This is a genomic window from Streptomyces sp. NPDC020379 (genome assembly GCF_044387105.1).
GTDB lineage: Bacteria > Actinomycetota > Actinomycetes > Streptomycetales > Streptomycetaceae > Streptomyces.
The window spans coordinates 472,937-497,423 of record NZ_JBIRVR010000001.1; the positions used below are offsets into that span (position 1 = coordinate 472,937).

Genomic DNA, 24,487 nt, shown 5'->3' on the forward strand with positions numbered 1-24,487 from the left:
CCGCTTCACGACGCCGAACCGAGCCTGTCCGGGTGCACCTCCGCCGTCAGATCACGATAGAGCTCCGACTCCGCCAGCAGTTCCCCGTGGGTGCCGAGGACCGTGCGCGCCCCGTCCATCACCAGCACCCGGTCCGCGCGGCGCGCCGAGCCCATGCGGTGGGCGATGACGATCAGGGTGCCGCCGGGCCGGTGCGCGAAGGCGTGCTCCACCCGCGCCTCCGTCTCCGCGTCGAGGTGACACGTGGCCTCGTCCAGGACCGCGATCCGCGCGGGCGACAGATAGGCGCGGGCCAGGGCGACGCGCTGGCGCTCGCCCTCCGAGAGTTCCGTGGGGGTGAGGGGGGTGGTGAAACCGCCCAGCCGGTCGACGAGTCCGGTCATGTCGAGGGCCCGGACCGCGGCCTGGAGCTCCTCCTCGGGCACGCCGTCCGGGCGGAGGTAGCCGAGGTTGTCGGCGAGCGTGCCGGAGAAGACGTACGCCTCCTGCGGGATCAGGACCCGCCCGGCGCGCCCCCCGGCCACGTGCACCTCGCCGCTCCCCGGCTCCAGCAGCCCGGCGACGAGCCCGGCCAGCGTCGACTTGCCGACGCCCGACGGGCCCACGACGGCGAGCCGGCCGCCGACGGGCACGACGAGGTCGAGGGCGTGGAGTACGGGGTCGGCGTGGTCGCCGTAGGAGAAGGTGACATTCCGCAACTCGACCGCCGCGGCCGCGGGTTCGGGGAGTGCCGGGGGCGGCGGTGGCACGGGCGGCCCGTCCGTCAGGCGGCGCAGGACCACGGCCAGCCGCGAACCGCTCGCCCCCAGGCCGTGGACGAGGTCCTGGAGGGCGGGCAGCAGCGACTGCGTGAGGTAGGCGAGGGCGCCGACGAGCGCGCCCGGGGTGACGCCGCGGTCCAGCAGCCACGGGGTGGTGACCAGCAGCAGGACGAGCGGGAGGCGGCCCGCGACGGCCAGTGCGACGACGCGCAGCACGGACCAGCGGGCCAGGGCGAGCGAGGCGCGGAACTCCTCGTCCACGAGGGCGCCCGTCTCCGCGCGGACGCGTGCCTCGGCGCCGCCCGCCGTGATGTCCCGCAGCCCCCCGGCCACCTCGCCCAGGGACTTCGCGATGGCCTCGTCCGTGGCCAGGAACGTCTCCTGGCGGCGGGCCAGCGGCCGGAGCGTCGCCAGGAACAGCCCGAGGCCGAGCGCGAGCGGCGGCACCACGACCACCAGCAGCACGGGCGCCAGCAGGGACAGGCCCACCAGCGCCCCGGCCGCCGTGAAGACGAAGGACCGCGAGACCATCACCAGCCCGGCGAACGTGTCGCGGGCGATCTCCACTTGATGCGTGAGCCGGGAGACGGCCGCGCCGTCGGCGTCCCGCAGCGCCCGCGTCACGACGCGGCCCACGAGCCGGTCGCGCAGCGGCTCGACGAGGGCGGCCACGCCGCGGTACGTACGGCCGGTGCCGTACGCGCCGACGACGACGGCGAGCGCGGCGAGCCCGAGCCAGCCGAGCCCCTCGCCGGGGCGGTGGGCGAGGAATCCGCTGTCCAGGGCCTTGGCCAGGGCGTATCCGGTGGCGAAGGTGTGCGCGGCCTCGACGGCGGACCAGGCGGCGAGCCAGGCGAGCGCCCGGCGGCGCGCCGCGAGGAAGCGCAGTCCCCGCCGGGAGAGGGAAGGTGTGGACGGGGGAGGTGTGGCTTCGGTCGTCATCCGGGGCTCCCTGCGGGGTGGCGGCTCGGGCGGCGGGCGGGTCTGCTCCCCGGTCTCCCCCCTCCCCGCGCCGGGCGCTCCGCCGGGCCCGGGGCGGCGGCCCACGGGTCCCCCGGCCGCGCCGCCCGGCGCCCGGGCAGCACCCGGCGCACCGCTGCCCGGCCGCGGACCGGCCGCGGCACACAGCTGTGGAACACGGCGGCCTCCGCCGCCGGGCCGACTCGATACGGCCGCCGCGGGCGCGCGTTCCAGCGCGCTCCGGGCGACAGCCGGCCCGTGGGGGCACCTCCCGGCGGTAGCGGGGGGTGCCCGCCGTCGCCGCCGCGCGGCGGTGGCGCGAGGAGGGGATCACCCGCCGCGCCCGGCCTACTCACCGAACACCGCCCGGTAGTCCGCGCGGCGCCACAGTTCCTCGTGCGTGCCCACCGCGCGGACGCGCCCGTCGTCCAGCCAGGCGACGGCGTCCGCGCGGGCCGCCGTCGACGCGCGGTGGGCGACGACGAGGCGGGTGCGGGCGGCCACGTCGCGGACGAGGGCCGTGGCGACCTCGTGCTCCGTGACCGTGTCGAGGCTGGAGGTCGCGTCGTCCAGGATCAGGACGCGCTCCGCGTGGGCGAACGCCCTGGCCAGGCCGAGGCGTTGGGCCTCGCCGCCGGAGAGGGGCGCCTCGGCGCAGGGGGTGGCGTAGCCCCGCGGGAGCCTGCGGACGAAGCCGTCCGCGGACGCGGCGCGGGCCGCGGCCGTCACCGCGCCGGGGCCCGGGTCGCGCACGCCGAAGGCCAGCGTGCCGCCGATCGTGCCGCCCAGCAGCGCGGGCCGTTCGAAGGCGTAGCCGACCGCGCGCCGCAGTTCGTCGTGGCCCAGCTCCGGCAGCGGGATCCCGTCGAGGGTGACCACGCCGGAGTCCGGGTCGGCCAGCCGTCCGGCGAGCGTGGCCAGGACGGACTTCCCGGTGCCGGAGCGGCCGACGACGGCCAGTGAGGTGCCGCCCGGCACGATCAGGTCGAGGTCGCGCAGGACGTGCCTGCCGCCGCGCACGGCGCCGACGCCGCGCAGCTCCAGCGTGCCGTCGCCGGGCGGCAGTCGGCGGACCCTCGGCCCGTACGGCAGCGGCGGCACGGCGAGGACGTCGGCGACACGGCCGGCGGAGGCGCGGGCGCGGACCGCCGCGTTGAGGTGGCCGACGAGCATGCCGACGCCCGTGGCGAGCACCGCGTAGCGGGAGGCGGCGAGCAGGTCGCCGACGCTCAGCAGGCCCTGGTTCAGGCGCAGTCCGGCGACGGCGAGGACGGCGATCTGCAGGAGCGGCACGACGGTGACGGCCTGGGCCGCGGCCCGGCCCTGGACCCGCCACATGCGGTGCCCCTGGTGGGAGAGGCCGGGGAGCGGTGCCAGGATCCGTTCGCGCTCGCGGCCGGCGGTCCCGGCGGCGGCGATCGTCCGGGCTCCGCCGACGGCTTCCACGAGGCGTCCGGCGATGTCCCCCTGGAGGTGCTGGTACCGCGCGACGCAGTCGGAGGCGGCGCGGGCCAGCGCCCGCAGCAGCAGGGCCAGCAGGGGCGCCCCGGCGAGGAAGGCGACGGCGAGCCAGGGGTCGATCAGGCCGAGGGCGACGATGGCGCCGAGGGGGGGCACGGCGGAGGAGGCGGCTCCGGCGAGCGTGGTGGGGGCGGTGCCCGCGTCGGCGGCGTTGCCGACGAGCCGGGTGACGAGGTCGCCGGGCGCGAAGCGGGCGGTGGCGCGGGGTCCGGCGGCGAGGAGGTGGCGCAGCAGGCGGTGGCGGAGCCAGGCGGTGGAGCGCGCGGTGGTGGTGCCGGTGAGCAGGCCGTCGAGCGCGTCGAGGGCGGCGGGCGCGCAGATGAGGGCGGTGCACAGGAGGACCCAGCCGCTCGCGGCGCCGGCGCGCCGGGCGAGGAGGAGGTCGAGGGTGTGGCCGAGGGCGGCGGGCAGGGCGAGGGCCACGCCGGAGGAGGCGAGGGCGAGGAGGGTGAGGGCGGTGGCCCGTACGGCGCTGTGGCGGGCGGTGTCGAGCAGCACCCGGTCCCCGGCGGACAGGAGCCGGGCCTTCCGGTGTGCCGCGGCGCGGCGCGGCTCCCGCTGCGCGGTCCCCGGGAGTTCGCGCGCGTTCTCCGTCCGCACCACCCGCCGTCACCTCCGTCGTGCGCCCGGGCGGGCCCTCCCGCGTGGGGAAGGTCCGCCCGGGCCCGGTCACATCCCGTGGGACGCCGTGGACAGTCGCGTCACACGCAGAGCAGGATGCTCGCGTCGCTGATACAGGAGAGCAGGCTGACGGTGCTCGCACCGCCGCCGCCACCGCCGTGCAGCTCTTCGGAGTCCATGTTCTGCAGGTCGAGAAGTGCCATGATCGTTCCTTTCGTGGGGACGGGTTCTTGCTCTTTCACGACTCCACAACGGCATGGAGCCGGCTCTTGGGCGCCCGCGAGGGCGGCAGGAACGGGAGCTGGGCGGTGCCGCCGTGGGCCGCGCCCAGGGCGAGGAGACAGCCCGCCGTTCCGGTGGTGAGGTCCATGGACAGGCGCATCATCTGGTGCCCGGGGAAGGCGAGTTCGCCCTCGTAGGCCATGGCGAACCAGGAGAGGGCCCGCACCTGGGCGGCCAGGTCCTCCGGGGTGGCGCCCGGTGTCGTCGTGCGGCTGAGGTGCAGGATCATCCCGGCGCGGCCCTGGAAGAGGCCGGGCTGCGCGTAGAAGCGGGAGCGGGCCGCCATGAGGATGCCCTCGCGCGCGTCGGTGAAGACCGGGTCGGGCTCGGGGCACAGGGCGAGGTAGTCGTCGAGGACCATGCCGATGCCCACGCTGCCGTCGCCGAGGTAGGGCATGATCCGCCAGCCCTCGTCGACTTCGAGGGCGCCGTTGTCCCGCCGTACGCAGCGGTCGAGGTCCGCCCGCAGGGCCGTTCCGGCGAGGTCGAGCAGGGCGGGGGCGCGGGTGCGCTCGTACAGCCGCAGGAAGAGCAGTGCCTGGCCGGCGCTGCCGCGGGTGAGCCCGGCGCGGCGCCGGTCCCGGCCGGCGGCCGGTGCCGCGTCGGCACTCAGCCGGTCGGCGAGGAGCTGGGCGGCCTCCACGGCCCGGTCGTGGAGCTGCTGTTCGCCCGTGGTCGACGCGAGGTGGTCGAGGGCGAGGCCGATGCCGGCGAGGCCGCTCCTGAGGTCGGAGGTGAGGCGCTGCCACTTCTCGTCGAGCAGGGCCCCGGTGAGGTCGAGGGCGCGGCGGGTGTGGCCGAGGCGGTCGAGGGTGAGGGCGACCCCGGCGATGCCGTCGTAGAGGCCGAGCGGGGTGCCGGGCGGCAGCGGGTCGGTGTGGTCGAGCAGCCATCGCTCGCCCGCTTCGTAGCGCTCCGCGCCCGTCTCGGCGAAGGCGTGCAGCACCCCGGCGGCGCCGTGCGCGAGCCCGAGGCCGCCGCCGTCGCCGAACTGCGCGATGTCGCCGGGGAACAGCCGGTCGTCACGGTCGGGTGTCGCGGAGGCGAGGATCGCGCGGACCATCGAGTCACGGGCGCGCGGCCAGTCGTCCGTGGCGGGCAGCGCGGGCGTGGCGGCGGCCCGGCCCGTACGCGCCGGTGTACCGGGCTCGGCGTCGCGGGTGATCTCGGCGACCGCCTCGTCGAGGAACTCCCGTGGCACGGGGAACTGTTCCGCGATCACCTCGGCCAGGTGCGCGGCCTTGCCCCGGTCGATGACGAACAGCGTGGTGACGGGCATGAACAGCGCGAGCCGCAGGCAGGCCAGGGCGTAGCGGTCCACGTCGGGGCCCCTGCGGTCCGGCGGCGCGAAGAAGCCGGGGTGGGCGACGACCTGGCGGCCGTGTTCGGCGGCGGGGGCGGCGGCCTCGAAGTCGATGAGGGCGACGGAGCGTTCGTCGGGCGCGACCATGATGTTGAACATGTGCAGGTCGTTGAAGACCAGCCCCCTGGCGTGCACGGCGGTGACCGCCTCCTCGACCGCGCGGTGGACGCGCAGCGCCCAGGCCGTGTAGTCGGCCGTGGCGGCGGGGTCGGGCTCGGCCGTGAGCAGCGGGTGGCGCTCGGCGAAGAAGGAGTTGAGGGTGCGGCCCTCGATGAAGTCCATGACGAGGAAGCTGTGGTCGCCGAGCGTGAACCAGTCGCGGACCTCGGGGGCGACGCCGAGGCCGGTCAGCCGCTCCAGCGCGGCCTTCTCGCGCTCCAGCCGGGCCACGGCGTCGGCGCCGTCGGAGGCGAGCCCGGCGTGCGGGCGGCCTTCCTTGAGGACGACCTTGCGGCCGTCGCGGGTGTCGGTGCCCGTATAGACGCCGCCGCCGTTGGAGAAGTGCAGGGCCTTCTCGATGCGGTACGGCAGGTCGCCGACGGTGGTGGCGTTGCGTGCCGCGAGGTGGGGTTCGAGGAAGGCGGGGAGGGTGACCCAGGAGGGCACCTGGAAGGCGGGGGTGCGCTCGTCGGGCACGAGCCGGCCCTCGGCGTTCTCGACGGCGGGCACGAGCGTGCCGCGGTCGTCGACGCAGAAGCGGCGGGCGAAGGCGCCGTAGCGGACGTAGAGCGGGCCCTCGTGCCAGCGCAGGTCGGTGAGGACGTACGGGCCGGGGCGGCCTCCGACGACCGCGTGCAGCTCGGTGAGCGTGGTGCGCAGCTGCTCCTCGCCGTCGGGGTAGATCGTGATGAACTTCCCGCTGTGGTCGCGCCCGGCGTATTTGGTGTTGCGCAGGTGCAGCAGGTGCGGGCCGGGCACGAACTTGAAGGGGATGCGCCGCTCGACGCAGTAGTCCCAGACGTCGGCGGCGGTCTTGTCCGCGGTGTCCGCCGTCGCGGAGACGTGGATCTTCCAGCCCTGGAGCGGCTGCCCGGGGCGGGGCTCGCCGGTGGCGTCCAGTGGCCGGAGGTGGAGCCAGTCGCCGCTGCGCGCGGTGTCCCAGCCGGCCGGGACCGGGCGCCGCGCGGTCTCGAACAGTGCGCTCGGACCCGTCCCCTCGGCGCCCTTCCCGGCGGAGGGCAAGCGGTCCGGGGTCTCGTAGAAGTGCCTGTCGGCCAGGCAGTAGACCTCGTACCGCTTGTCCATCGGTTGCCCCCTCGGCTGTGTTGCGTCGAGATTTCCACGGCGCGCGGGGGCGGGCCAGTCCCAACTGTCATGAACAGGCAGTGCGGAACTCATGAGTAACCGGTGGGGAGGGATCCGGGAGTTGATCCGGAGGGACGAGGGGCCTACGAAGCGGGCAAGTGGATCATCTTGTGCTCCAGGTAGGCCGCGAAGCCCTCGGGGCCGAACTCGCGGCCCAGGCCGGAGTTCTTGTAGCCGCCGAAGGGGCCGAGCATGTCGAGGCTGAAGGTGTTCACCGAGTAGGTGCCGGTGCGCACGCGGCGGGCGATGGCGATGCCGCGTTCGACGTCGGCGGTCCAGACACTGCCGGACAGGCCGTAGTCGGAGTCGTCGGCGATGCGCACGGCCTCCTCCTCGTCCTCGTAGGGCAGCAGGCAGATGACGGGGCCGAAGATCTCCTCGCGGGCGATCCGCATGGAGTTGGTGACCTCGCCGAAGAGGGTGGGCTCGACGTACCAGCCGCGGGCGGGCGCCGCCGGGCGGCCGCCGCCCGCGAGGACCTTGGCGCCCTCGCGCTGCCCGAGCGCGATGTAGTCCAGGGAGCGGCGCTGCTGGCGCCGCGCGACGAGGGGGCCGACCTGGGTGGCGGGGTCGAGGGGGTCGCCGACGACGAGGGCGCCGGCGGCCGCGGCGAAGCGCCCGGCCAGCTCGTCGTAGTGGACGCGGGGGACGAGGATGCGGGTCTGGGCGACGCACGCCTGGCCGTTGTTCATCCAGGCGCTGGGCACGATGCCCGCGACGGCGGCCTCCAGGTCGGCGTCGGGGAGGATGATCGCGGCGGACTTCCCGCCGAGCTCCAGGGTGACGCGGGTGAGGTTGCGGGCGGCGACCTCCATGACACGCTTGCCGGAGGCGACCGACCCGGTGAAGGACACCTTGTCGACCCCGGGGTGCCCGACGAGGTACTCCCCCGTCGCGCGTCCGGCGGGCAGGATCGACAGGACGCCCTCCGGCAGCCCGGACTCCGCGGCGATCTCGGCGAGGATGTAGGCGTCGAGCGGCGTCTCGGGGGACGGCTTGAGCACCACCGAGCAGCCCGTGAGCAGCGCGGGCGCGAGCTTCGCGGCGGCCACGAACTGCGGGACGTTCCAGGGGGTGATCGCCGCGACCACCCCGACGGGCTCGCGCCGCACCAGCAGCGGCCCGAGCACCCCGTCCCGCCGCTCCTCGTAGGGGATCTGGCGGGCGACGCCGATCGCGCAGTCCCACACCATCACCGCGCCGAGCGCCTGCGCGAGGACGCTCCACGAGCGGGGCGAGCCGTTCTGCGCGGAGATGACCTCGGCGATCTCCTCGTGGCGGGCGGCGATGCCGTCCTTGATCCGGGTGACGACCTCGATCCGCTCGGCGAGGGGCCGGTCGGCCCAGACGCCCGTGTCGAAGGCGGTACGGGCGGCGGCGACGGCCCGGTCGACGTCCTCCCGGCCGGCGTGGGGCACGCGCCCGATGACCTCCTCGGTGTGCGGGGAGACGACCTCGATGGTGCCCCGGCCCGCCGGGTCGGTCATCGTGCCGCCGATGAAGAGCTGTCCGTACTCGACGATCTCTGTCATGCCCCGCCGCCTCCCGCGCGTTCCGGTTTTCCTGACGCCCAGTCAGCTACGGCATACCAGGTCCCGCGTGAGTGGGCAACGGTGATGCGCCCCCGCCAGGGGCGCGGGGAACCACGCGATCAGCCCCCACCGGCCCACGGCCGCCGAGCGGCGCCCCACGGACCGAGCGGCAGCGCGGGGGCGGCGCGGGCAGCCGGGGCAGCGCGGGCAGCCGGGGCAGCGTGACACGGCGGCCGGACGGCGAGCGTAAAGTGTCCGTGACAACTTCATCCCGCCTCGGAACGGGGAAAGCCGGTGCAAATCCGGCGCTGACCCGCAACCGTGACTACGGCCCGCCACGGCGCGGCCGTACGAGCCGGACCACCCGGGCCAGGCGGCAGGCTCCCGGATCCGGGCGGCACCGCACCGCGGCGCCGCCCGGTCCACCGGCACCGTCGAGGTATGCGGAGCCGAGCCCGGTGCCACCGCGGAGCGAACCGCGGAGGGGCTGCCGTGCGCGGCTGTGACGCCCGTACCCCCTCGTACGCCGGCGACGCCGGTCCACCGCAGTGACACCCACCGAGAGGCACACCGACCCCATGGCCCCCTCCTTCGCCGTCCACGCGCGCCGCGGCGCCGCGGCTCTGGCCACCGCCGCCGTCCTGAGCGCGGGCCTGGCACCGGCCGCGTCCGCCGACGCGTCCCCGTCCCCGGCGGCCCCCGGCCTGTTCGGCTCCTCGGACCCGAAGTTCGACGGTGTCTTCCGGCAGTCCCTGGCCCTCCTCGCGCAGCACACGGCGGGCGTGGCGTCCCCGAAGCCGGCCATCGAGTGGCTGGCCGGGCAGCAGTGCGCGGACGGCGGCTTCACCGCCTACCGCGCCGACGCCGGCAAGGCGTGCGACGCGAAGACCCCGCTCGACAGCAACGCGACGGCCGCCGCCGTCCAGGCGCTCGCCGCGCTCGGCGGGCACGGCGGCGCCGTGACCAAGGCCGTGGGGTGGCTGAAGTCCACGCAGAACGAGGACGGCGGCTGGGCCTACAACCCCGGCGGCCCCAGCGACGCCAACTCCACCTCGATCGTGATCGGCGCGCTGGCGGCGGCGGGCGAGGACCCCAGGAAGGTGACCTCCAAGCGGGGCGCCTCGGCCTACGACGGGCTCGTCACCTTCGGGCTGGGCTGCGACGCCGCCGAGGCGGACCGCGGCGCCTTCGCCTATCAGCCCGACAAGTCCGGCAAGCTCGCCGCCAACGCCGACGCCACGGCCGCGGCCGCCCTCGCCGGGCTCGGCAAGGGCTACGCCGTGCCGGCCGCCGGCAAGGACAACACCGACCCGAAGCCGCTGTCCTGCAAGGGCGACGAGGCCGGGACGTCCGACCCGAAGGCCGCGGCCGACGCGGCGTCCGCGTACCTCGCGCGGGTCATGGACAAGGAGCAGGACGGCCCGCACCTGGTCGCCGCCCAGCCCGGTGCCGACAAGCCCGCCCCCGACTACGGCAACACCGCCGAGGCCGTCATCGCCCTCGCCGCGGGCGGTCACCGCGACGCCGCCGCGAAGCCGCTGAAGTGGCTGGAGCAGAACTCCGCGGCCTGGGCCAAGCAGGCGGGCCCCGCCGCCTACGCCCAGCTCGTCCTCGCCGCCCACGCGGCCGGGGCGGACCCGCGCGACTTCGGCGGCGCGGACCTCGTCTCCCAGCTCACCGCGACGGGCCCGAAGGCGGAGGCCGCCGCCTCCCCCTCGGAGAAGAAGGACGAGAAGAAGGAAGAGAAGAAGGACGACAAGGGCCTGGGCGTCTGGTGGGTCGTCGGCATCTTCTTCGTCGCGAGCGTCGGCGCGGGCTTCCTGCTGAGCGGCCGCAAGAAGAAGAACCAGCCGTGAGGGCCGGGCACCGGTCCCTGGCCGCCCTGCTGCTCGCCGGGATCCTCGCCGCCCTCACCGTCGCGCCCGCCCAGGCGGCGGGCTACCGCTACTGGTCCTTCTGGGAGGGGCAGGGCAAGGACTGGGCGTACGCCACCCAGGGCCCGGCCACCGCGCGTCCCGCCGACGGAGACACCATCGGCTTCCGCTTCGCCGTGAGCGAGGACGCGAAGAACGCCGCGAAGCCGCGCACCGCCCCCGACTTCGGGGCGGTGTGCGACCGGACGCCCGCCAAGGACGGCGACAAGCGCGTGGCCGTCGTCCTGGACTTCGGCACGCCCGCCGACGCGCCCGCCGGCGAGACCCCGCCCCCGGCGCGTACGGCGTGCGCGCGGGTCGGCGAGGACGCCGGCGCGGGTGAGGCGCTCGCGGCCGCCGCCAAGCCGCTGCGCTACAACTCCGCGGCGCTGCTGTGCGCCATCGCGGGCTACCCGAAGTCGGGCTGCGGTGAGCAGGTGAGCGGCAGGAAGAACACGGAGAGCACGAAGCCGGAGGCCACGTCCTCGGATTCCTCCGGCGGCCCCTCGGCCGGGCTGATCGGCGGCATCGCCGCCGTGGTCGTCCTCGGCGCCGCCGGGGTGTGGCAGGCCCGCCGCCGCAAGCGCGGATGAGCGCGGGCGTGCGGGGCGAGGGGCCGCGGCCGGTGGCAGAGGTCCTGCGCGGACCGGGCGGCCGGCTGCCCCGCCGTACCCACCCGACGACGCAGGCCGCGCCCGCCGCGCACCGCACCCACCGCGCCGACGCGCTGCACGCCGGCGCCTGGTGGGTGTGGGCGCTCGGGCTGGCCACCGCCGCGTCGCGCACCACCAACCCCCTGCTGCTCGGGCTGCTCATCGGAGTCGCCGGCTATGTCGTGGCGGCGCGGCGGACGGACGCGCCGTGGGGGCGCTCGTACGGCGCGTTCCTCAAGCTCGGGCTGGCCGTCGTCGGCATCCGGCTGGTGTTCGCGGTCGTGCTGGGCTCCCCGATCCCCGGCACGCACATCCTGCTCACCCTCCCGGAAGTGCCGCTCCCGGACTGGGCGCGGGGCGTGCGGATCGGTGGCCGGGTGAGCGCCGAGGGCCTGGTCTTCGCGCTGTACGACGGGCTGAAGCTGGCCACCCTGCTGATCTGCGTCGGCGCGGCCAACGCGCTCGCCAACCCGGCCCGGCTCCTGAAGTCCCTGCCGGGCGCGCTCTACGAGGCGGGCGTCGCGATCGTCGTCGCCATGACCTTCGCCCCGAACCTCGTCTCCGACGTCCAGCGGCTGCGCGCCGCGCGCCGCCTGCGCGGCCGCCCGGACCGCGGCCTCAAGGCCCTGCTCCAGGTGGGGCTGCCGGTGCTGGAGGGCGCGCTGGAGCGTTCGGTGGCGCTGGCCGCGGCGATGGACGCCCGGGGCTACGGCCGCACCGCCCACGTGCCGCCCGCCGTCCGGCACACGACGACGGCGCTGACGCTGGGCGGGCTGCTCGGCGTCTGCGCGGGCACCTACGGCCTGCTCGGCGACGTGGGCGCGGGCTACGGCCTGCCGGTGCTGCTCGCCGGGCTCGCCGCCGCGCTGGCCGGGCTGTGGCTGGGCGGCCGCCGCTCGGTCCGCACCCGCTACCGCCCGGACCGCTGGGGCGTGCGCGCCTGGCTGGTCTCCGGCTCGGGCGTCGCGGTCGCGGCCCTGATGATCCACGCGAACTCCTTCGCGCCCGCCGCGCTCCACCCCCCTGCCGTCCCGCTGGCGGCACCCGAACTGCCGCTCTGGCCCGCGGCGTCGGTCCTGCTGGGCCTGATCCCTGCCTTCGCGGCACCGGCCCCCGCCACCCGCACCCCGTCCGAGGAGGACCCGCAGTGATCCGGTTCGAGCAGGTGTCGGTCACGTACGACGACACCGCCGCGCCCGCGCTCGGCGGGGTGGACCTCACCGTGCCCGAGGGCGAACTGTGCCTGCTCGTCGGCCCGTCCGGCGTCGGCAAGTCGACGCTGCTGGGCACGGTCAGCGGGCTCGTACCGCACTTCACCGGCGGCACGCTGCACGGCCGCGTCACCGTCGCGGGCCGCGACACCCGCACGCACAAGCCGCGCGAACTCACCGACGTGGTGGGCACGGTGGGCCAGGACCCGCTGGCCCACTTCGTCACCGACACGGTCGAGGACGAGCTCGCGTACGGCATGGAGTCCCTCGGCGTCGCGCCCGCCGTGATGCGCCGCCGGGTGGAGGAGACCCTGGACCTGCTGGGTCTCGCCACCCTGCGCGACCGGCCCATCGCCACCCTCTCCGGCGGCCAGCAGCAGCGCGTGGCCATCGGCTCGGTGCTGACCACCCACCCGAAGGTGCTGGTGCTCGACGAGCCGACGTCCGCGCTCGACCCGGGCGCGGCGGAGGAGGTGCTGGCCGTGCTCCAGCGCCTCGTCCACGACCTGGGCACCACGGTGCTGATGGCCGAGCACCGCCTGGAGCGTGTGGTGCAGTACGCGGACCGGGTCATCCTGCTGCCCGCGCCCGGCGCGGCACCGGTCGTCGGCGACCCGGCGCAGATCATGGCGGTCTCGCCGGTCCACCCGCCGGTGGTGGCCCTGGGCAAACTGGCGGGCTGGTCGCCGCTGCCACTGTCGGTACGCGACGCGCGCCGCGCGGCGGCTCCGCTGCGCGAGCGGCTGACAACATCGGGGCTCCGCCCCGGACCCGCCTCGGAGCGTGCCGACGAGCCCGGCTCCGGGCAACCCCGCAAGCCCGTCCGGCGCTTGAGGGCAACGGGGGCTTGGGGGCTTGCCCCCAATTCCGGGAAGGGGCGGGCAGGGGAAAAATCCCCCGAGCCACCCACCCCGGCCCAAACCACCGGCCTCACCATCCGCCACACACATCTCACCGCCCTGCGCGACGTCGACCTGACCGTACGAGAAGGCGAGACCATCGCCCTCATGGGCCGCAACGGCGCCGGCAAGTCCACCCTCCTGCGCACCCTTGTCGGCGCGCACCGCCCCACCACCGGCTCCGTACGCGTAGGCGGCCTCAAACCGCACAGCACGGCCCCCGCCGAACTCCTGCGCCACGTGGGCCTCGTACCGCAGGAGCCGCGCGACCTGCTGTACGCGGACACGGTCGCCGGGGAGTGCGAGGCGGCGGACGGCGACGCGCGGGCGGAGCCCGGTACGTGCCGGGCGCTGGTCGACGACCTGCTGCCCGGCGTGGCCGACGCGACGCACCCCCGGGACCTCTCCGAGGGCCAGCGCCTCGCGCTCGCGCTCGCCGTGGTGCTGACGGCCCGCCCGCCGCTGATCCTCCTGGACGAGCCGACGCGCGGTCTGGACTACGCGGCGAAGGAGCGCCTGGTGGAGATCCTCCGCGGGCTGGCCGCCGAGGGCCGGGCGATCGTGCTGGCCACGCACGATGTGGAGCTGGCGGCGGAGCTGGCGCACCGGGTCGTCGTGATCGCCGACGGCGAGGTCGTCGCGGACGGCCCGACGGCGGAGGTCGTGGTCGCGTCCCCGGCCTTCGCCCCCCAGGTGGCGAAGATCCTGGCGCCGCTGCCGTGGCTGACGGTTCCGCAGGTGCGCGGGGCGCTGGAAGCTGCGGAGGGGACGGCGTGAAGGGGAACCCCGAGCGCCCGCGCGCGGACCGCCAGGCACGAGCCGTCCGCCTCGGTCCGCGGTCCGTCACCGCGCTCGCCCTGATCTCCGCGATCGGCGTCATGGCCTTCGGCTGGCCGCTCCTCGCCGACTCCGCGTCCGGGCTCGCCCACTCCCAGGACGCGCCGTGGCTGTTCGCCGCGCTGCTCCCGCTGCTGCTGGCCGTCGTGGCGGCCACGATCGCCGACACCGGCCTGGACGCGAAGGCCATCGCGATGCTCGGTGTGCTGGCGGCGGCGGGCGCGGCGCTGCGGCCGCTGGGCGCGGGCACGGCCGGGATCGAGCCGATGTTCTTCCTGATGGTCCTCTCGGGCCGGGTCCTGGGGCCGGGCTTCGGCTTCGTGCTGGGCTCGGTCTCGATGTTCGCGTCGGCGCTGCTGACGGGCGGCGTGGGACCGTGGATGCCGTTCCAGATGCTGGCGATGGGCTGGGTGTCGATGGGCGCGGGCCTGCTCCCGGGCCCGGACCGGCTGCGCGGCCGCGGCGAGGTGCTGCTGCTCGCCGCGTACGGCGCGGTGGCATCCCTGTGCTACGGCACGGTGATGAACCTCCAGGGCTGGCCGTACATCGGCTCCCTGGCCACGGGCATCTCGTTCGTCCCCGGCGACCCGCTGCCGGAGAACCTGGGGCGCTTCGTCGCGTACTGCCTGGCGACGTCCCTGGGCTGGGACCTCCCCCGCGCGGTCGTGACGGTCGTCGGCACGCTCGCCCTGGGCCCGACGATCCTGAAGGCGCTGCGGCGCGCGACACGGAGGGCGGCATTCGAAGCGCCGGTGGGGTTCGCCGAGCCTCCGGGCTAGCGCAGCTCCTTGCCCATCCACACCTCGGCGTAGGGGTTTTCCTCAGGGGTGTTGTAGCGGGGTACGGGGACGAACCCGTGCCGGGCGTACAGCGCGATCGCCTCCACCAGATCCTTCCGGGAGTCCAGCACGATCCGCCGCGCGCCCCACTCCCGGGCGACGCCCTCGGCCGCGGCGAGCAGCGCGGGCGCGGCCCCGAGCCCGCGCGCGGCGGACCGCACGTACATCCGCTTCAACTCGGCGGTCCCGCGCTCCTGATCGAACCACCGCAGCCCCAGGCACCCCACGGGCTCCCCGTCCCGCCGAGCGATCAGCAACACCCCGTGGGGCGGGTCGAGATCGTCGTGCGGCTCCTCGGCGACGTACCCCTGGACTTCCTCGCGCGTCGTGGTGCGGCCTTCGTGGAGCAGGAACCAGCGATCGGCGATCTCGGTCATGTACTCCCGCATCAGGGCCACGGCCTCAGGGGAGCGAACGGACTGCGGGGCGACGGTCCAGGTGGTCGTACGGGTCATGGCGGCATGGTCGCACGGCGGGTTCGCGGGCGCGCCCGGATTTACCGGGGCGCGTGATCCAGCCGCCAGTGGTTGCGGAACCGGCTCAGGGCGTCGGCCGCCGCGCTCGTACGCTCCCCGGCCGCGCACGCTTCGCGCCAGGCCGCGTCGAGCTCGGCGCACCGGGCGCAACCCGCCCCGCGGTCGCTGTTGGCCAGGGCGCGGAAGGCCGCACACTCTTCACCCATGGCCAGCCGCAACGCGCCTGCGGGAACCTCCCATTCGAGCCCCCCGCCGGGTCTGCGCACCTGCACGTGGGAGCCGCGGTGCCCGATCACTTGGGCCAGCTTCTCTTCCCTGGTGTCCACCACGTATGCGCCCACTCGGTACGTCACGGCACCCCTCCCCAGCTTATGCACTCATGTATATAAGTCCTCCCGCAAGGAAACCGGCATCTGGGCGAAGCAGTCAACTCATTCACTCTTCAGGGTGACTGACGCTTCATCAGTGATGCGTCAGTCACAAGCCGGGATCCGATAGTCGAGTACGAACCGGTCCGCGGCCATGACCGTGTCGCAGACTTCCACCACGTCGCCCTCGTCCGTTACCGCAGCGCGGACGAGGTGGATCACCGGAGCGCCGGGGCTGAGCCGCAGCGCGGCCGTCTCCTGCTTGGTGGCCAACCGGGCGCGAACCGTCTCGACGTACTCGGCGAGGTGATGCCCGTGCTCCTCCAGCCGGGCGTAGATACCGCCCCCACCAGGGTTGTCTCTCAGCAGTTCGGGAACGGCCTCGGCTATCGGCCAGGGCAGATACGACGTGGCTTCCTCTGTCGGCACGCCATCGACGAAGTACCGGCGGCGGCGTGCCAGAACCTTGCTCCCCTCGGTGACGCCCAGTCGTTCGGCAATGTCCGCCGGAGCACCCACGGGACCGACATAGAGCATGTGAACGCCAGGGGTGTGTCCCGCCGCCTCGACTTCGACCAGATAGGCAGCCTTGCCCGCCCTGCGATGGGAGCGACGGAAACGGTCAGAGGACTTCCTTGTCACCGGGGCCAGGCTCCTCGTGTAGGTGCCTCGTCCGTGGTGGGTCTCCACCAGGCCCGCCGTACGCAGTTCGGCGACGGCTTTGCGGACCGTGCCCTGCGAGACTCCGTAGCGTTCCATCACCTCGGACTCACTGGGGAGCTTGACACCGGGGGCCAGCACGCCCGTACGGATCTGATCGGCGAGATCGTCTGCGATTTGCAGATATCGCGGCTTCCCCGAGTGCCGAAGGGCCTCGCTGCCCATGGATCTCTGCCCTTCTATCCTCGTCCACATGAGTACGGCACCCCAGTCTCGCAGGTCCACACCGCTCCACTCCGTCTCGGTGGCAGGAGCCGTCGTGCGCGAGGACGGGCGTGTTCTCGCCATCAGGCGGGCCGACAACGGGCACTGGGAGCTGCCCGGCGGCATCCTGGAGATCGCGGAGTCCCCGGAAGCCGGCGCCCGCCGGGAAGTGCTGGAGGAGACGGGCATCGAGGTCGAGGTGCAGCGACTGACCGGCGTCTACAAGAACATGACACGCGGCATCGTCGCCCTGGTCTTCCGCTGCACTCCCGTCGGCGGCAGCGCACACACCTCCGACGAGTCCCTCGACGTCTCCTGGATGGCACCGGAGGAGGTGTCCAAGGCGATGACGGAGGCGTACGCAGTACGGCTGTTGGACGCTCTCAGCGACGACGCCCCGCACGTGCGGATCCACGACGGCCGTCGGCTGATACCGGCGTAGTCACCGGGCGATGCACGCGGCCGAGGGGCACTGGCACACGGTCGCCCCCGACATGCTCGCGGACCTCAGGCCCGCACTCCCCGATGTGGAGTGGTTGCCGCGCCCCACAGGACAGCCCCGCCCTCGCCCCGGAAGGATCGCCGCCCTCACAGCCGCTGGATGATCGTCCCCGTGGCCAGGCCACCGCCCGCGCACATCGTGATCAGGGCGAACTCCTTGTCCGCCCGCTCCAGTTCGTGCAGCGCCGTGGTGATCAGCCGGGCGCCCGTCGCTCCTATCGGGTGCCCCAGAGCGATCGCCCCGCCGTTGACGTTGACCTTCTCCAGGTCCTGGTCGAAGACGCGGGCCCAGGACAGCACCACCGACGCGAACGCTTCGTTGATCTCCACCAGGTCGATGTCCTTGAGGGACATGCCGGCCCGGCCGAGGACGGCGCGGGTGGCGTCGATGGGGCCGTCGAGGTGGAAGTGGGGGTCGGCGCCCACGAGGGCCTGGGCCACGACGCGGGCCCGGGGGCGCAGCCTGAGGGCGCGGGCCATGCGTTTGGAGGCCCACATCAGCGCGCAGGCGCCGTCGGATATCTGGGAGGAGTTGCCCGCGGTGTGGACGGCGGCGGGCATGACGGGCTTCAGGCCGCCGAGCGCCTCCATGCTGGTGTCGCGTAACCCCTGGTCGCGGTCGACGAGGCGCCACATGCCCTGCCCGGCGAGCTGCTCCTCCTCGGTCGTCGGCACCTGCACGGCGAAGGTCTCGCGCTTGAAGCGCTCCTCGGACCAGGCGCGGGCGGCGCGTTCCTGGGAGAGCAGGCCGAGCGCGTCGGCGTCCTCGCGGGTGAGGCCGCGTCTGCGGGCGATGCGCTCGGCGGCCTCGAACTGGTTGGGCAGGTCGACGTTCCACTCGTCGGGGAAGGGCTTGCCGGGGCCGTTGCGGGAGCCGCTGCCGATCGGGACGCGCGACATGGACTCGACGCCGCAGCCGATGCCGACGTCGATGACGCCGCTCGCGATCATGTTGGCGACGAGGTGGTTGGCCTGCTGCGAGGAGCCGCACTGGCAGTCCACGGTGGTGGCGGCGGTCTCGTAGGGCAGGCCCATCGCCAGCCAGGCGGTGCGGGCCGGGTTCATCGACTGCTCGCCGGCGTGGGTGACCGTACCGCCGACGATCTGCTCGACGCAGTCGGGCTGGATGCCGGTGCGGGCGAGGAGCTCGCGGTAGGTCTCGCCCAGCAGATAGGCGGGGTGGAGGTTGGCGAGCGCTCCTCCGCGCTTGCCGATGGGGGTGCGTACGGCTTCGACGATGACGGGTTCCGCGGCCATGGTGGCGTCCTTTCGTGGCATCCGCAGGGCGTCCCGGCGCCCCGGGCTCACGCCTCTCGCTCCTCGGGGCCCGCCGCTGCCGAGCCGGCCCCGGCCCCCCGCCGAACTGGTACGCGTTCTACTTCCGTTCGCAGTCTTATGACTGCTACCCCCGGTACGCAAGGGTGGCGCAACCCCCGGCCCGAGCAACAGATGGCGTTCCCGCCCTTGCCACTCCACGGCCCCCTCATTACCGTCGGGGCACACCTGATGCCCCGTCAGGCGTACGGAGGTGGTGGCCGATGTCCTGCCCAGCGCTGCCCGAAGGGTTCGACCTCACCGACCCCGGCCTCTACGAACAGCGGGTGCCGCTCCCGGAGTTCGCCGCCCTGCGGCGGACGGCACCCGTCTGGTGGAACGCCCAGCCGCACGGCATAGCGGGTTTCGACGACGACGGCTACTGGGCGGTCACGCGGTACGAGGACGTCAGGGAGGTCTCCACCCACCCCGAGCTCTTCTCCGCCGCCCGCAACACCTCCATCATCCGCTTCCACGAGCACATCCAGCGCGAACAGATCGACGTACAGCGGCTCATCATGCTCAACATGGACCCGCCCGAGCACACCCGTGTCCGCCAGATCGTCCAGCGCGGCTTCACCCCGCGCGCGATCCGGGCCCTGGAGGCCGCGCTGCGCGAGCGCGCCCGCGCGATCGTCGCCGAGGCCCGCGAGGGCGGCAGCGGAAACTTCGTCACGGACATCGCCTGCGAACTCCCGCTCCAGGCCATCGCCGAGATCGTCGGCGTCCCCCAGGCCGACCGGGCGCGGATCTTCGACTGGTCCAACAAGATGGTCGCGTACGACGACCCCGAGCTGGCCATCACCGAGGAGGTCGGCGCGACGGCCGCGATGGAGCTCATCTCCTACGCGATGTCCCTGGCCGCCGCCCGCAAGGAGTGCCCGGCCGCCGACATCGTCAGCCGGCTGGTGGCCGCGGAGGACGAGGGCAATCTGGCCTCGGAGGAGTTCGGCTTCTTCGTGCTGCTGCTGGCCGTCGCGGGCAACGAGACCACGCGCAACGCCATCAGCCACGGCATGCACGCCTTCCTCACCCACCCCGGGCAGTGGGAGCTCTTCAAGCGCGAGCGGCCCGCGACGACGGCCGACGAGATCGTCCGGTGGGCGACGCCGGTCGTCTCCTTCCAGCGGACGGCGACGCGCGACACGGAGCTCGGGGGCGCGAAGATCAAGGCGGGGCAGCGGGTGGGGATCTTCTACGCCTCGGCCAACAACGACCCCGAGGTCTTCGCACACCCCGAGGTCTTCGACATCACCCGGGACCCCAACCCCCACCTGGGCTTCGGCGGGGGCGGCCCGCACTTCTGCCTGGGCAAGTCGCTGGCCGCGCTGGAGATCGACCTGATCTTCCACGCGATCGCGGACACCCTGCCGGACATCCGGCTCGCCGGTGAGCCACGGCGCCTGAGGTCGGCGTGGCTGAACGGGATCAAGGAACTGCGGGTGTGCTACGCGCCGGACTGATCCACATCCCTGACGCGACGTCAACTTCCTTTACCGCGGCCTGAATCGGTACGTACCAAGACCTTGCCGACGGACACGGGTGGACTTACTCTCGGGTACACCTCCGGGCCAGGCACGTTCGTCACGCCACTCCCCCGCTCGTACGCGGCTCACCGAGAGGACATCGCATGAAGGACGCCCAAGGAAGACCGGTGACGGGACGCGTCAGGTGGCGGAAGTTCGCCGTGCTGGCCGTGCCCGGCTTCGCGGCCACGGCCGCGCTCGCCATCGCGCTCGCGGACGGGGCGCTGGCGGCCTCGTTCGCCGTGTCGGGCCAGCAGTTCAAGGTCAGCGCCAAGAGCCTGGACGGCGACGGCTTCGCGCAGTACGGCGGCGTGGACGGCCAGGTCGGCAAGGACAAGCCCGGCGACCTGCTGCCCGTCGCCATCACGGCCATCAAGAAGGCCGAGCTGAGGGACCTCTGCCAGTCCGTGGTGATCGGCATCCCCTTCATCGGCGACGTCTCGCTGAACCTCAAGGCCGGCGGCGGCAAGGACCCGGTCAAGGCGAAGGACCTGTTCGTCGACGCCACGCAGCTGCGGGGCAACGCCGAGTTCAAGCAGCTCGAGATCGGCCGGGACGCCTCCACGCTCGACAAGGGGCCGAACAACGCGCAGGGCATGCAGGGGCTCTTCGCCCAGCAGGCCGACCATGTGACCATCAACGATCTCCAGCAGGTCGCCTGGGCGACCAACGCCGCGACGTTCACCCTCTCCGGCCTGAGCATGGACATCGCCAAGGGCAAGCGGGAGTGCTTCTGACGTGGCGGTCGGCGTCGAGTCCGGCCGGCCGCCACGCCACCCCTGGCTGGCCTGGCGTCGCTGGCGCAAGGGACGCCCCTTCTGGGGCGGCCTGTTCGCCACCCTGGCCGGCCTGGAGATCTGTGCCATTCCGCTCGCCCCGCTGAAGATCATGCTGCACCAGGGGATCGCGGGCATCCCGTCGGTCCTGATGGGCCTGGTCATGGTCCTGATGGGCCTCAGCGCGTGGTTCGCGCCGCAGTACCGGACGCTCGCCGGGATCGTGACCGTCATGGTCGCCGCCGCCGCGCTCGTCATGTCCAACCTCGGCGGCTTCCTGATCGGAACGCTCATGGGTGTGGTCGGCGGCGGCATGATCTTCGCCTGGCAGCCGTCGCCGGCACAGCCGGAGCCGGCTGACGCCGGCGGAACCCCGGCAGGCGAACCCGGAACGCCGGACGGCCCGCTCCCCGGACCCGCGGCCACGGGCCCCGGGGTGGCCCCGGGCGATCCCCCGCCCGCGCCTCCGGGCGAGGAGCCTCGGCCATCGGCCGACGAGCGCGACGACCGGGACAGCGGCCGGGGCGCCACCACGCCCAGAGACCTGACGCCGGCCGGGAGCGAGGCGCCTTCAGAAGCGACGGCCGCGGGCCCGGGCCAAAGGCCCTCGACCCCCGGCGGCGGCCCGGGCACGCGGCCCGAGGGGGACGCGACTTCCGGACCGGCGGCCGCTCAGCCTCGTGGCGATCCGGCCGCGCACCCGGCCGGGCCCGCACCGGACGTCCGGCCCGGACCACCCCCGGCCCCTCCGGACCACCCCCCGGCCGGGCCCGCGCCCGACGCCCGGTCCAGCCCGGACGACGCCCCGCACCCACCCCCGCCGGAGCGCCCCGCGCCCCGGCCACCCGCCGGGCCCAGCCCCGAGATCAAGCCCTGGACCCCCGCCGAGCCGTCACCCGGCACCGGCCCCGGGCAACACCTCGATCACCGTCCCCGTCCGCACCTTCCGCACCAGAGGAGTTCCGATGACCGCTCGTAGACCCCGCACCCGCGCCCTGCTCGCGTCCGGCGCCGGACTCGCCCTCGCCTCCGGGCTCGCCCTCACCGGGACCGCGGGCGCGCACACCTCCGACGCCGGGTCCACGACCGTCGCCCCCGCCGGTCACTACTTCGCGGCCACGCTCAACGGAAAGGCCACCTTCAAGCTCGGCCCGGTGCTCGTCACTTGCACGGTCTCCGGCTCGCAGCCCACCGCGGGCGGCGGCGACGCCAACAACCAGATACCCGCCGCCCCCGCCAACCACAACGACTCGGGCCCGGTCGTCAGCAGCATCAACTCGCCCACGTATTCCTCGTGCACCACCAGTCAGGCGGGCGTGAGCGCGACCGTCACCACGTCCGGCGCCTGGAGCGTGGCCATGCAGTACGGCACGCCGGCGACGGCCACCCTCTCCATCCCCACCGGCGGCCTGGTCGTGCAGACCAGCGGGCTGGTCAGCTGCACGGTGACCGCGGCGCCCGACGCGTCCGCGGACCTCGCGGCCACCTTCGACAACGGAGCGCCGTCGCAGCTCGTCGTCACCGACGGCGCGGCTCCGGTGAAGGTCACCGGCGGCTTCGGCTGTCCGACGGCCACCACGTCGTCGCTCTTCAACGCCACGTACGACATCACGGACGCGACCGACCCGTCCTCGCAGATCACGGTGAACAGCTGACCCGCACCGCCTCAAGGACCGGCGCGGGGAAGGGGGTTCAGCCCGTGCTCCGCGCCGGTTCCGTCGGCTCCGGGGCGGCCAGCGCGTCGCTCGCGCTCCGCGCCCCCGGCACCTTGCCCAGGGCCTTTTGGCCCGGCCCGGTCAGCACGTACTGGACGGCGAAGCCCGCGGTGACCACGAGCGCGCCGCCGACCGCGTCCAGGACGTAGTGGTTGGCGGTGCCGACGATGACGGAGAAGGTCATCAGCGGATAGAGCATGCCCAGCCACCTCAGCCACCCCCTGGGCGCCACCGCGGCGATCACGATGCCGCACCACAGGGACCAGCCGATGTGGAGCGAGGGCATGGCCGCGTACTGGTTGGAGAGCTCGGTGAGCGCGCCGAAGTCGGGGTGGGAGAGATCCTGCGGGCCGTTGGCGGTGTCGATGAAGCCGCGGCCCGGCATCAGGCGCGGCGGGGCCAGCGGGTAGGCCCAGAAGCCGACGAGCGCCATCAGCGTCGCGATGGACAGGGCCGTGCGGGCCCAGCGGTAGGTGCCCGGGCGGCGCACGTAGAGATAGACCAGCAGCGAGACCGGCACCAGGAAGTGGAAGGTGCCGTAGTAGTAATCCATGCTGTCGGTGAGCCAGCCGACGCTCGCCACGAAGTGGTTGAAGCGGTGCTCGACGTCGATGTGCAGGAACTCCTCGGCGCCGAGGATCTGCCGGCCGTGGGATTCCGCGAGGGAGCGCTCGTCGGGCGCGCTGCCGCGGATGTAGGAGTAGGCGAAATAGCCGACCCGTATCAGCATCAGCTCCAGGAGGACATTCGGCCGGGACAGCGGCCGCTTCCAGAAGCGGAGCAGCGGCACCCAGGAGAAGCGCCCCGGCTGCGGCTCGGTGGCCGCCGTCGGCTCCGGCCGGTCCCACAGCGGTGACGTCCGCGGGAGGAAGGGCACCGCGCAGGCCGCGATGAGCGCGGCGAGCAGCGGCGCGTTGTCGCCGACGGGCCGCAGCACGGGGTTGTCGGGCATGAGGACCGTGCTGGTCAGCGTCATCACGAGGACGATCAGCACGGGCCACACGAGCCGGTCGGCGCGGCGCTTGCCGACCCGGCCGACGACGGCGAGCAGGATCCACAGCTGCTGGTGCTGCCAGGCCGTGGGCGAGACGGCGACCGCGACGCAGCCGGTGAGGGCGGTGGCCAGGAGCAGTTGGCCGTCGAGGGCGTAGCGGACGGCGCGGCGCAGGCCGAGCGCGGTGACGGCGACGGCGAGCAGGCCGTAGAGGGTGAGTTCGGCGGGGCCGTGCAGGCCGATGCGCAGCAGCAGGCCGTGCAGCGACTGGTTGGCGAGGCCGTCGGGCGCGTCGCCGAGGCCGGCCCCGGCGACGTGGTGGATCCAGTACGTCCATGAGTCGTCCGGCATGGTCACCCAGGCCACGGCCGTGCCGGCGGCGAAGGTGAGGCCGGCGGTGACGGCGGCGCGGCGGCGCCCGGTCAGCCGGAGCAGCACGGCGAAGAGCAGCACGGCGGGCTGGAGCGCGGCGGCGAGGCCGACGAGCACGCCGGGCAGGACGCCGGAGCCGCGGGCCAGGCGCGGCAGGCAGCACGCGAGGACCACCAGCAGCACCGGGATGATGCTGGTCTGGCCGAGGGTGAAGGTGTTGCGTACGGGCAGCGACAGCACGGCCAGGATGATCGCGGCGGGGGCCGCGAGCAGGGCGGTGCGGCGGCTGACCGGGGCGGGCAGCGAGCGGGCGGCGACCAGGGCGAGGGCGACGACGAGCAGGAGGGTGCCCAGCGTCCAGCCGATGCCGAGGCTGTGCTCGGCGGCCTTGGTCAGCGGTTTGAGCACGAGGCCGGCGAAGGGGGTGCCGGTGAACTTGTCGGTGTCGTACAGCGAGCCCTTCACATGGAGGACACCGTTGTCACCGATCCAGCGTTCGAGGTCGGTCAGGCGTCGCTCCGGAGGGAGCCGCAGCACCACCGCGGCCTGACGGACGGCCAGCACGCCCGCGAGCAGCCACAACAGACCCAGGGCCAGGCCCGTTCGCGACCTCGACGCCGGGAGACTCCCCAGCCCGGCCCGCTGTGCATTCGCCACGCCCCGCCACTCCTCCGGTCGCCCAGCCAGGTCACCCTCGTAGGGCTGTTTGAGACCTTACTGAGTCCTGGAGAACAGACGCAGGTCACCCCCGCGTCACCTGACAAGGTCCCACAACTGGCCGAATCCGTACGGCTGGCGGCGCGTTGTCCGCGAAAATGCCGGGC

General features: G+C 74.2%; 20 protein-coding genes and 1 riboswitch. Of the genes, 10 read left to right on the top strand and 10 right to left on the bottom strand.

The window, feature by feature from the left end:
* Positions 1-5: 5 nt before the first annotated feature.
* The 5 genes from ACH427_RS02180 to ACH427_RS02200 all read right to left on the bottom strand — a co-directional run bounded on the left by ACH427_RS02180 (position 6) and on the right by ACH427_RS02200 (position 8,345).
* Entirely contained in the window at positions 6-1,703 is a 1,698-nt protein-coding gene (locus ACH427_RS02180) for an ATP-binding cassette domain-containing protein (protein ID WP_398867419.1), read from the bottom strand.
* Positions 1,704-2,069: 366 nt separating this feature from the next.
* A complete protein-coding gene (locus ACH427_RS02185; RefSeq protein ID WP_398867502.1) occupies positions 2,070-3,758 on the bottom strand; it encodes an ABC transporter ATP-binding protein in 1,689 nt (562 codons plus the stop codon).
* A gap of 185 nt (positions 3,759-3,943) precedes the next feature.
* On the bottom strand, positions 3,944-4,066 hold the full coding sequence (locus ACH427_RS02190) for a SapB/AmfS family lanthipeptide (protein ID WP_398867420.1): 123 nt from the start codon (positions 4,064-4,066) through the stop codon (positions 3,944-3,946).
* 35 nt (positions 4,067-4,101) lie between these two features.
* Complete coding sequence (gene lanKC / locus ACH427_RS02195) at positions 4,102-6,753, bottom strand: class III lanthionine synthetase LanKC (protein WP_398867421.1); 2,652 nt, start codon at positions 6,751-6,753, stop codon at positions 4,102-4,104.
* 143 nt (positions 6,754-6,896) lie between these two features.
* Complete coding sequence (locus ACH427_RS02200; RefSeq protein WP_398867422.1) at positions 6,897-8,345, bottom strand: aldehyde dehydrogenase; 1,449 nt, start codon at positions 8,343-8,345, stop codon at positions 6,897-6,899.
* Between the two features lie 280 nt (positions 8,346-8,625).
* A riboswitch (cobalamin riboswitch) is annotated at positions 8,626-8,711 on the top strand.
* A 212-nt stretch (positions 8,712-8,923) separates the two neighbouring features.
* Here ACH427_RS02200 and ACH427_RS02205 point away from each other — a divergent pair.
* From ACH427_RS02205 to ACH427_RS02225, 5 genes are read left to right on the top strand one after another with little or no spacing between them, the layout of a single operon-like run.
* Entirely contained in the window at positions 8,924-10,201 is a 1,278-nt protein-coding gene (locus ACH427_RS02205) for a prenyltransferase/squalene oxidase repeat-containing protein (protein ID WP_398867423.1), read from the top strand.
* Positions 10,198-10,851, top strand: coding sequence for an SCO2322 family protein (locus ACH427_RS02210; protein ID WP_398867424.1), 654 nt, complete (start codon positions 10,198-10,200; stop codon positions 10,849-10,851). The genes ACH427_RS02205 and ACH427_RS02210 overlap by 4 nt, the downstream gene beginning before the upstream one ends.
* 32 nt (positions 10,852-10,883) lie before the next feature.
* Positions 10,884-12,062 (top strand): energy-coupling factor transporter transmembrane component T, encoded by a 1,179-nt coding sequence (locus tag ACH427_RS02215; RefSeq protein ID WP_398867425.1) that lies wholly within the window; start codon positions 10,884-10,886, stop codon positions 12,060-12,062.
* Positions 12,059-13,798 (top strand): ABC transporter ATP-binding protein, encoded by a 1,740-nt coding sequence (locus ACH427_RS02220; RefSeq protein WP_398867426.1) that lies wholly within the window; start codon positions 12,059-12,061, stop codon positions 13,796-13,798. Before ACH427_RS02215 ends, ACH427_RS02220 begins: the two co-directional genes overlap by 4 nt.
* On the top strand, positions 13,795-14,637 hold the full coding sequence (locus ACH427_RS02225) for an ECF transporter S component (RefSeq protein ID WP_398867427.1): 843 nt from the start codon (positions 13,795-13,797) through the stop codon (positions 14,635-14,637). The genes ACH427_RS02220 and ACH427_RS02225 overlap by 4 nt, the downstream gene beginning before the upstream one ends.
* Here ACH427_RS02225 and ACH427_RS02230 read toward each other — a convergent pair.
* From ACH427_RS02230 to ACH427_RS02240, 3 genes are all read right to left on the bottom strand, one after another.
* Entirely contained in the window at positions 14,634-15,152 is a 519-nt protein-coding gene (locus tag ACH427_RS02230) for a GNAT family N-acetyltransferase (RefSeq protein WP_398867428.1), read from the bottom strand. The genes ACH427_RS02225 and ACH427_RS02230 overlap by 4 nt on opposite strands.
* 41 nt (positions 15,153-15,193) lie before the next feature.
* The gene (locus ACH427_RS02235; protein WP_398867429.1) at positions 15,194-15,526 is read right to left on the bottom strand and encodes a hypothetical protein; all 333 of its coding nucleotides are present in this window, start codon (positions 15,524-15,526) and stop codon (positions 15,194-15,196) included.
* 120 nt (positions 15,527-15,646) lie between these two features.
* Positions 15,647-16,426 carry a GntR family transcriptional regulator gene (locus ACH427_RS02240; RefSeq protein ID WP_398867430.1) on the bottom strand — a complete coding sequence of 260 codons (780 nt, stop codon included), beginning with the start codon at positions 16,424-16,426 and terminating at the stop codon, positions 15,647-15,649.
* 16 nt (positions 16,427-16,442) lie between these two features.
* On the opposite strand from ACH427_RS02240, the gene ACH427_RS02245 reads away from it, so the two are divergent.
* Positions 16,443-16,907 carry an NUDIX hydrolase gene (locus ACH427_RS02245; protein WP_398867503.1) on the top strand — a complete coding sequence of 155 codons (465 nt, stop codon included), beginning with the start codon at positions 16,443-16,445 and terminating at the stop codon, positions 16,905-16,907.
* A 146-nt stretch (positions 16,908-17,053) separates the two neighbouring features.
* On the opposite strand, the gene ACH427_RS02250 is transcribed toward ACH427_RS02245, so the two are convergent.
* Positions 17,054-18,223, bottom strand: coding sequence for a steroid 3-ketoacyl-CoA thiolase (locus tag ACH427_RS02250; RefSeq protein WP_398867431.1), 1,170 nt, complete (start codon positions 18,221-18,223; stop codon positions 17,054-17,056).
* A gap of 281 nt (positions 18,224-18,504) precedes the next feature.
* Between ACH427_RS02250 and ACH427_RS02255 the strand changes: the two genes are divergently transcribed.
* The 4 genes from ACH427_RS02255 (at position 18,505) to ACH427_RS02270 (ending at position 22,237) form a co-directional block, all read left to right on the top strand.
* Positions 18,505-19,743, top strand: a complete 1,239-nt coding sequence (locus ACH427_RS02255) for a cytochrome P450 (RefSeq protein ID WP_398867432.1) — start codon at positions 18,505-18,507, stop codon at positions 19,741-19,743.
* A gap of 167 nt (positions 19,744-19,910) precedes the next feature.
* Complete coding sequence (locus ACH427_RS02260) at positions 19,911-20,543, top strand: DUF6230 family protein (RefSeq protein WP_398867433.1); 633 nt, start codon at positions 19,911-19,913, stop codon at positions 20,541-20,543.
* Position 20,544: 1 nt separating this feature from the next.
* On the top strand, positions 20,545-21,561 hold the full coding sequence (locus ACH427_RS02265; protein ID WP_398867434.1) for a DUF6114 domain-containing protein: 1,017 nt from the start codon (positions 20,545-20,547) through the stop codon (positions 21,559-21,561).
* Entirely contained in the window at positions 21,548-22,237 is a 690-nt protein-coding gene (locus tag ACH427_RS02270; protein ID WP_398867435.1) for a hypothetical protein, read from the top strand. The genes ACH427_RS02265 and ACH427_RS02270 overlap by 14 nt, the downstream gene beginning before the upstream one ends.
* Before the next feature lie 37 nt (positions 22,238-22,274).
* Here the strand turns inward: ACH427_RS02270 and ACH427_RS02275 are convergent, their stop codons facing one another.
* Entirely contained in the window at positions 22,275-24,320 is a 2,046-nt protein-coding gene (locus tag ACH427_RS02275; RefSeq protein ID WP_398867436.1) for a bifunctional glycosyltransferase 87/phosphatase PAP2 family protein, read from the bottom strand.
* Positions 24,321-24,487 lie beyond the last annotated feature (167 nt).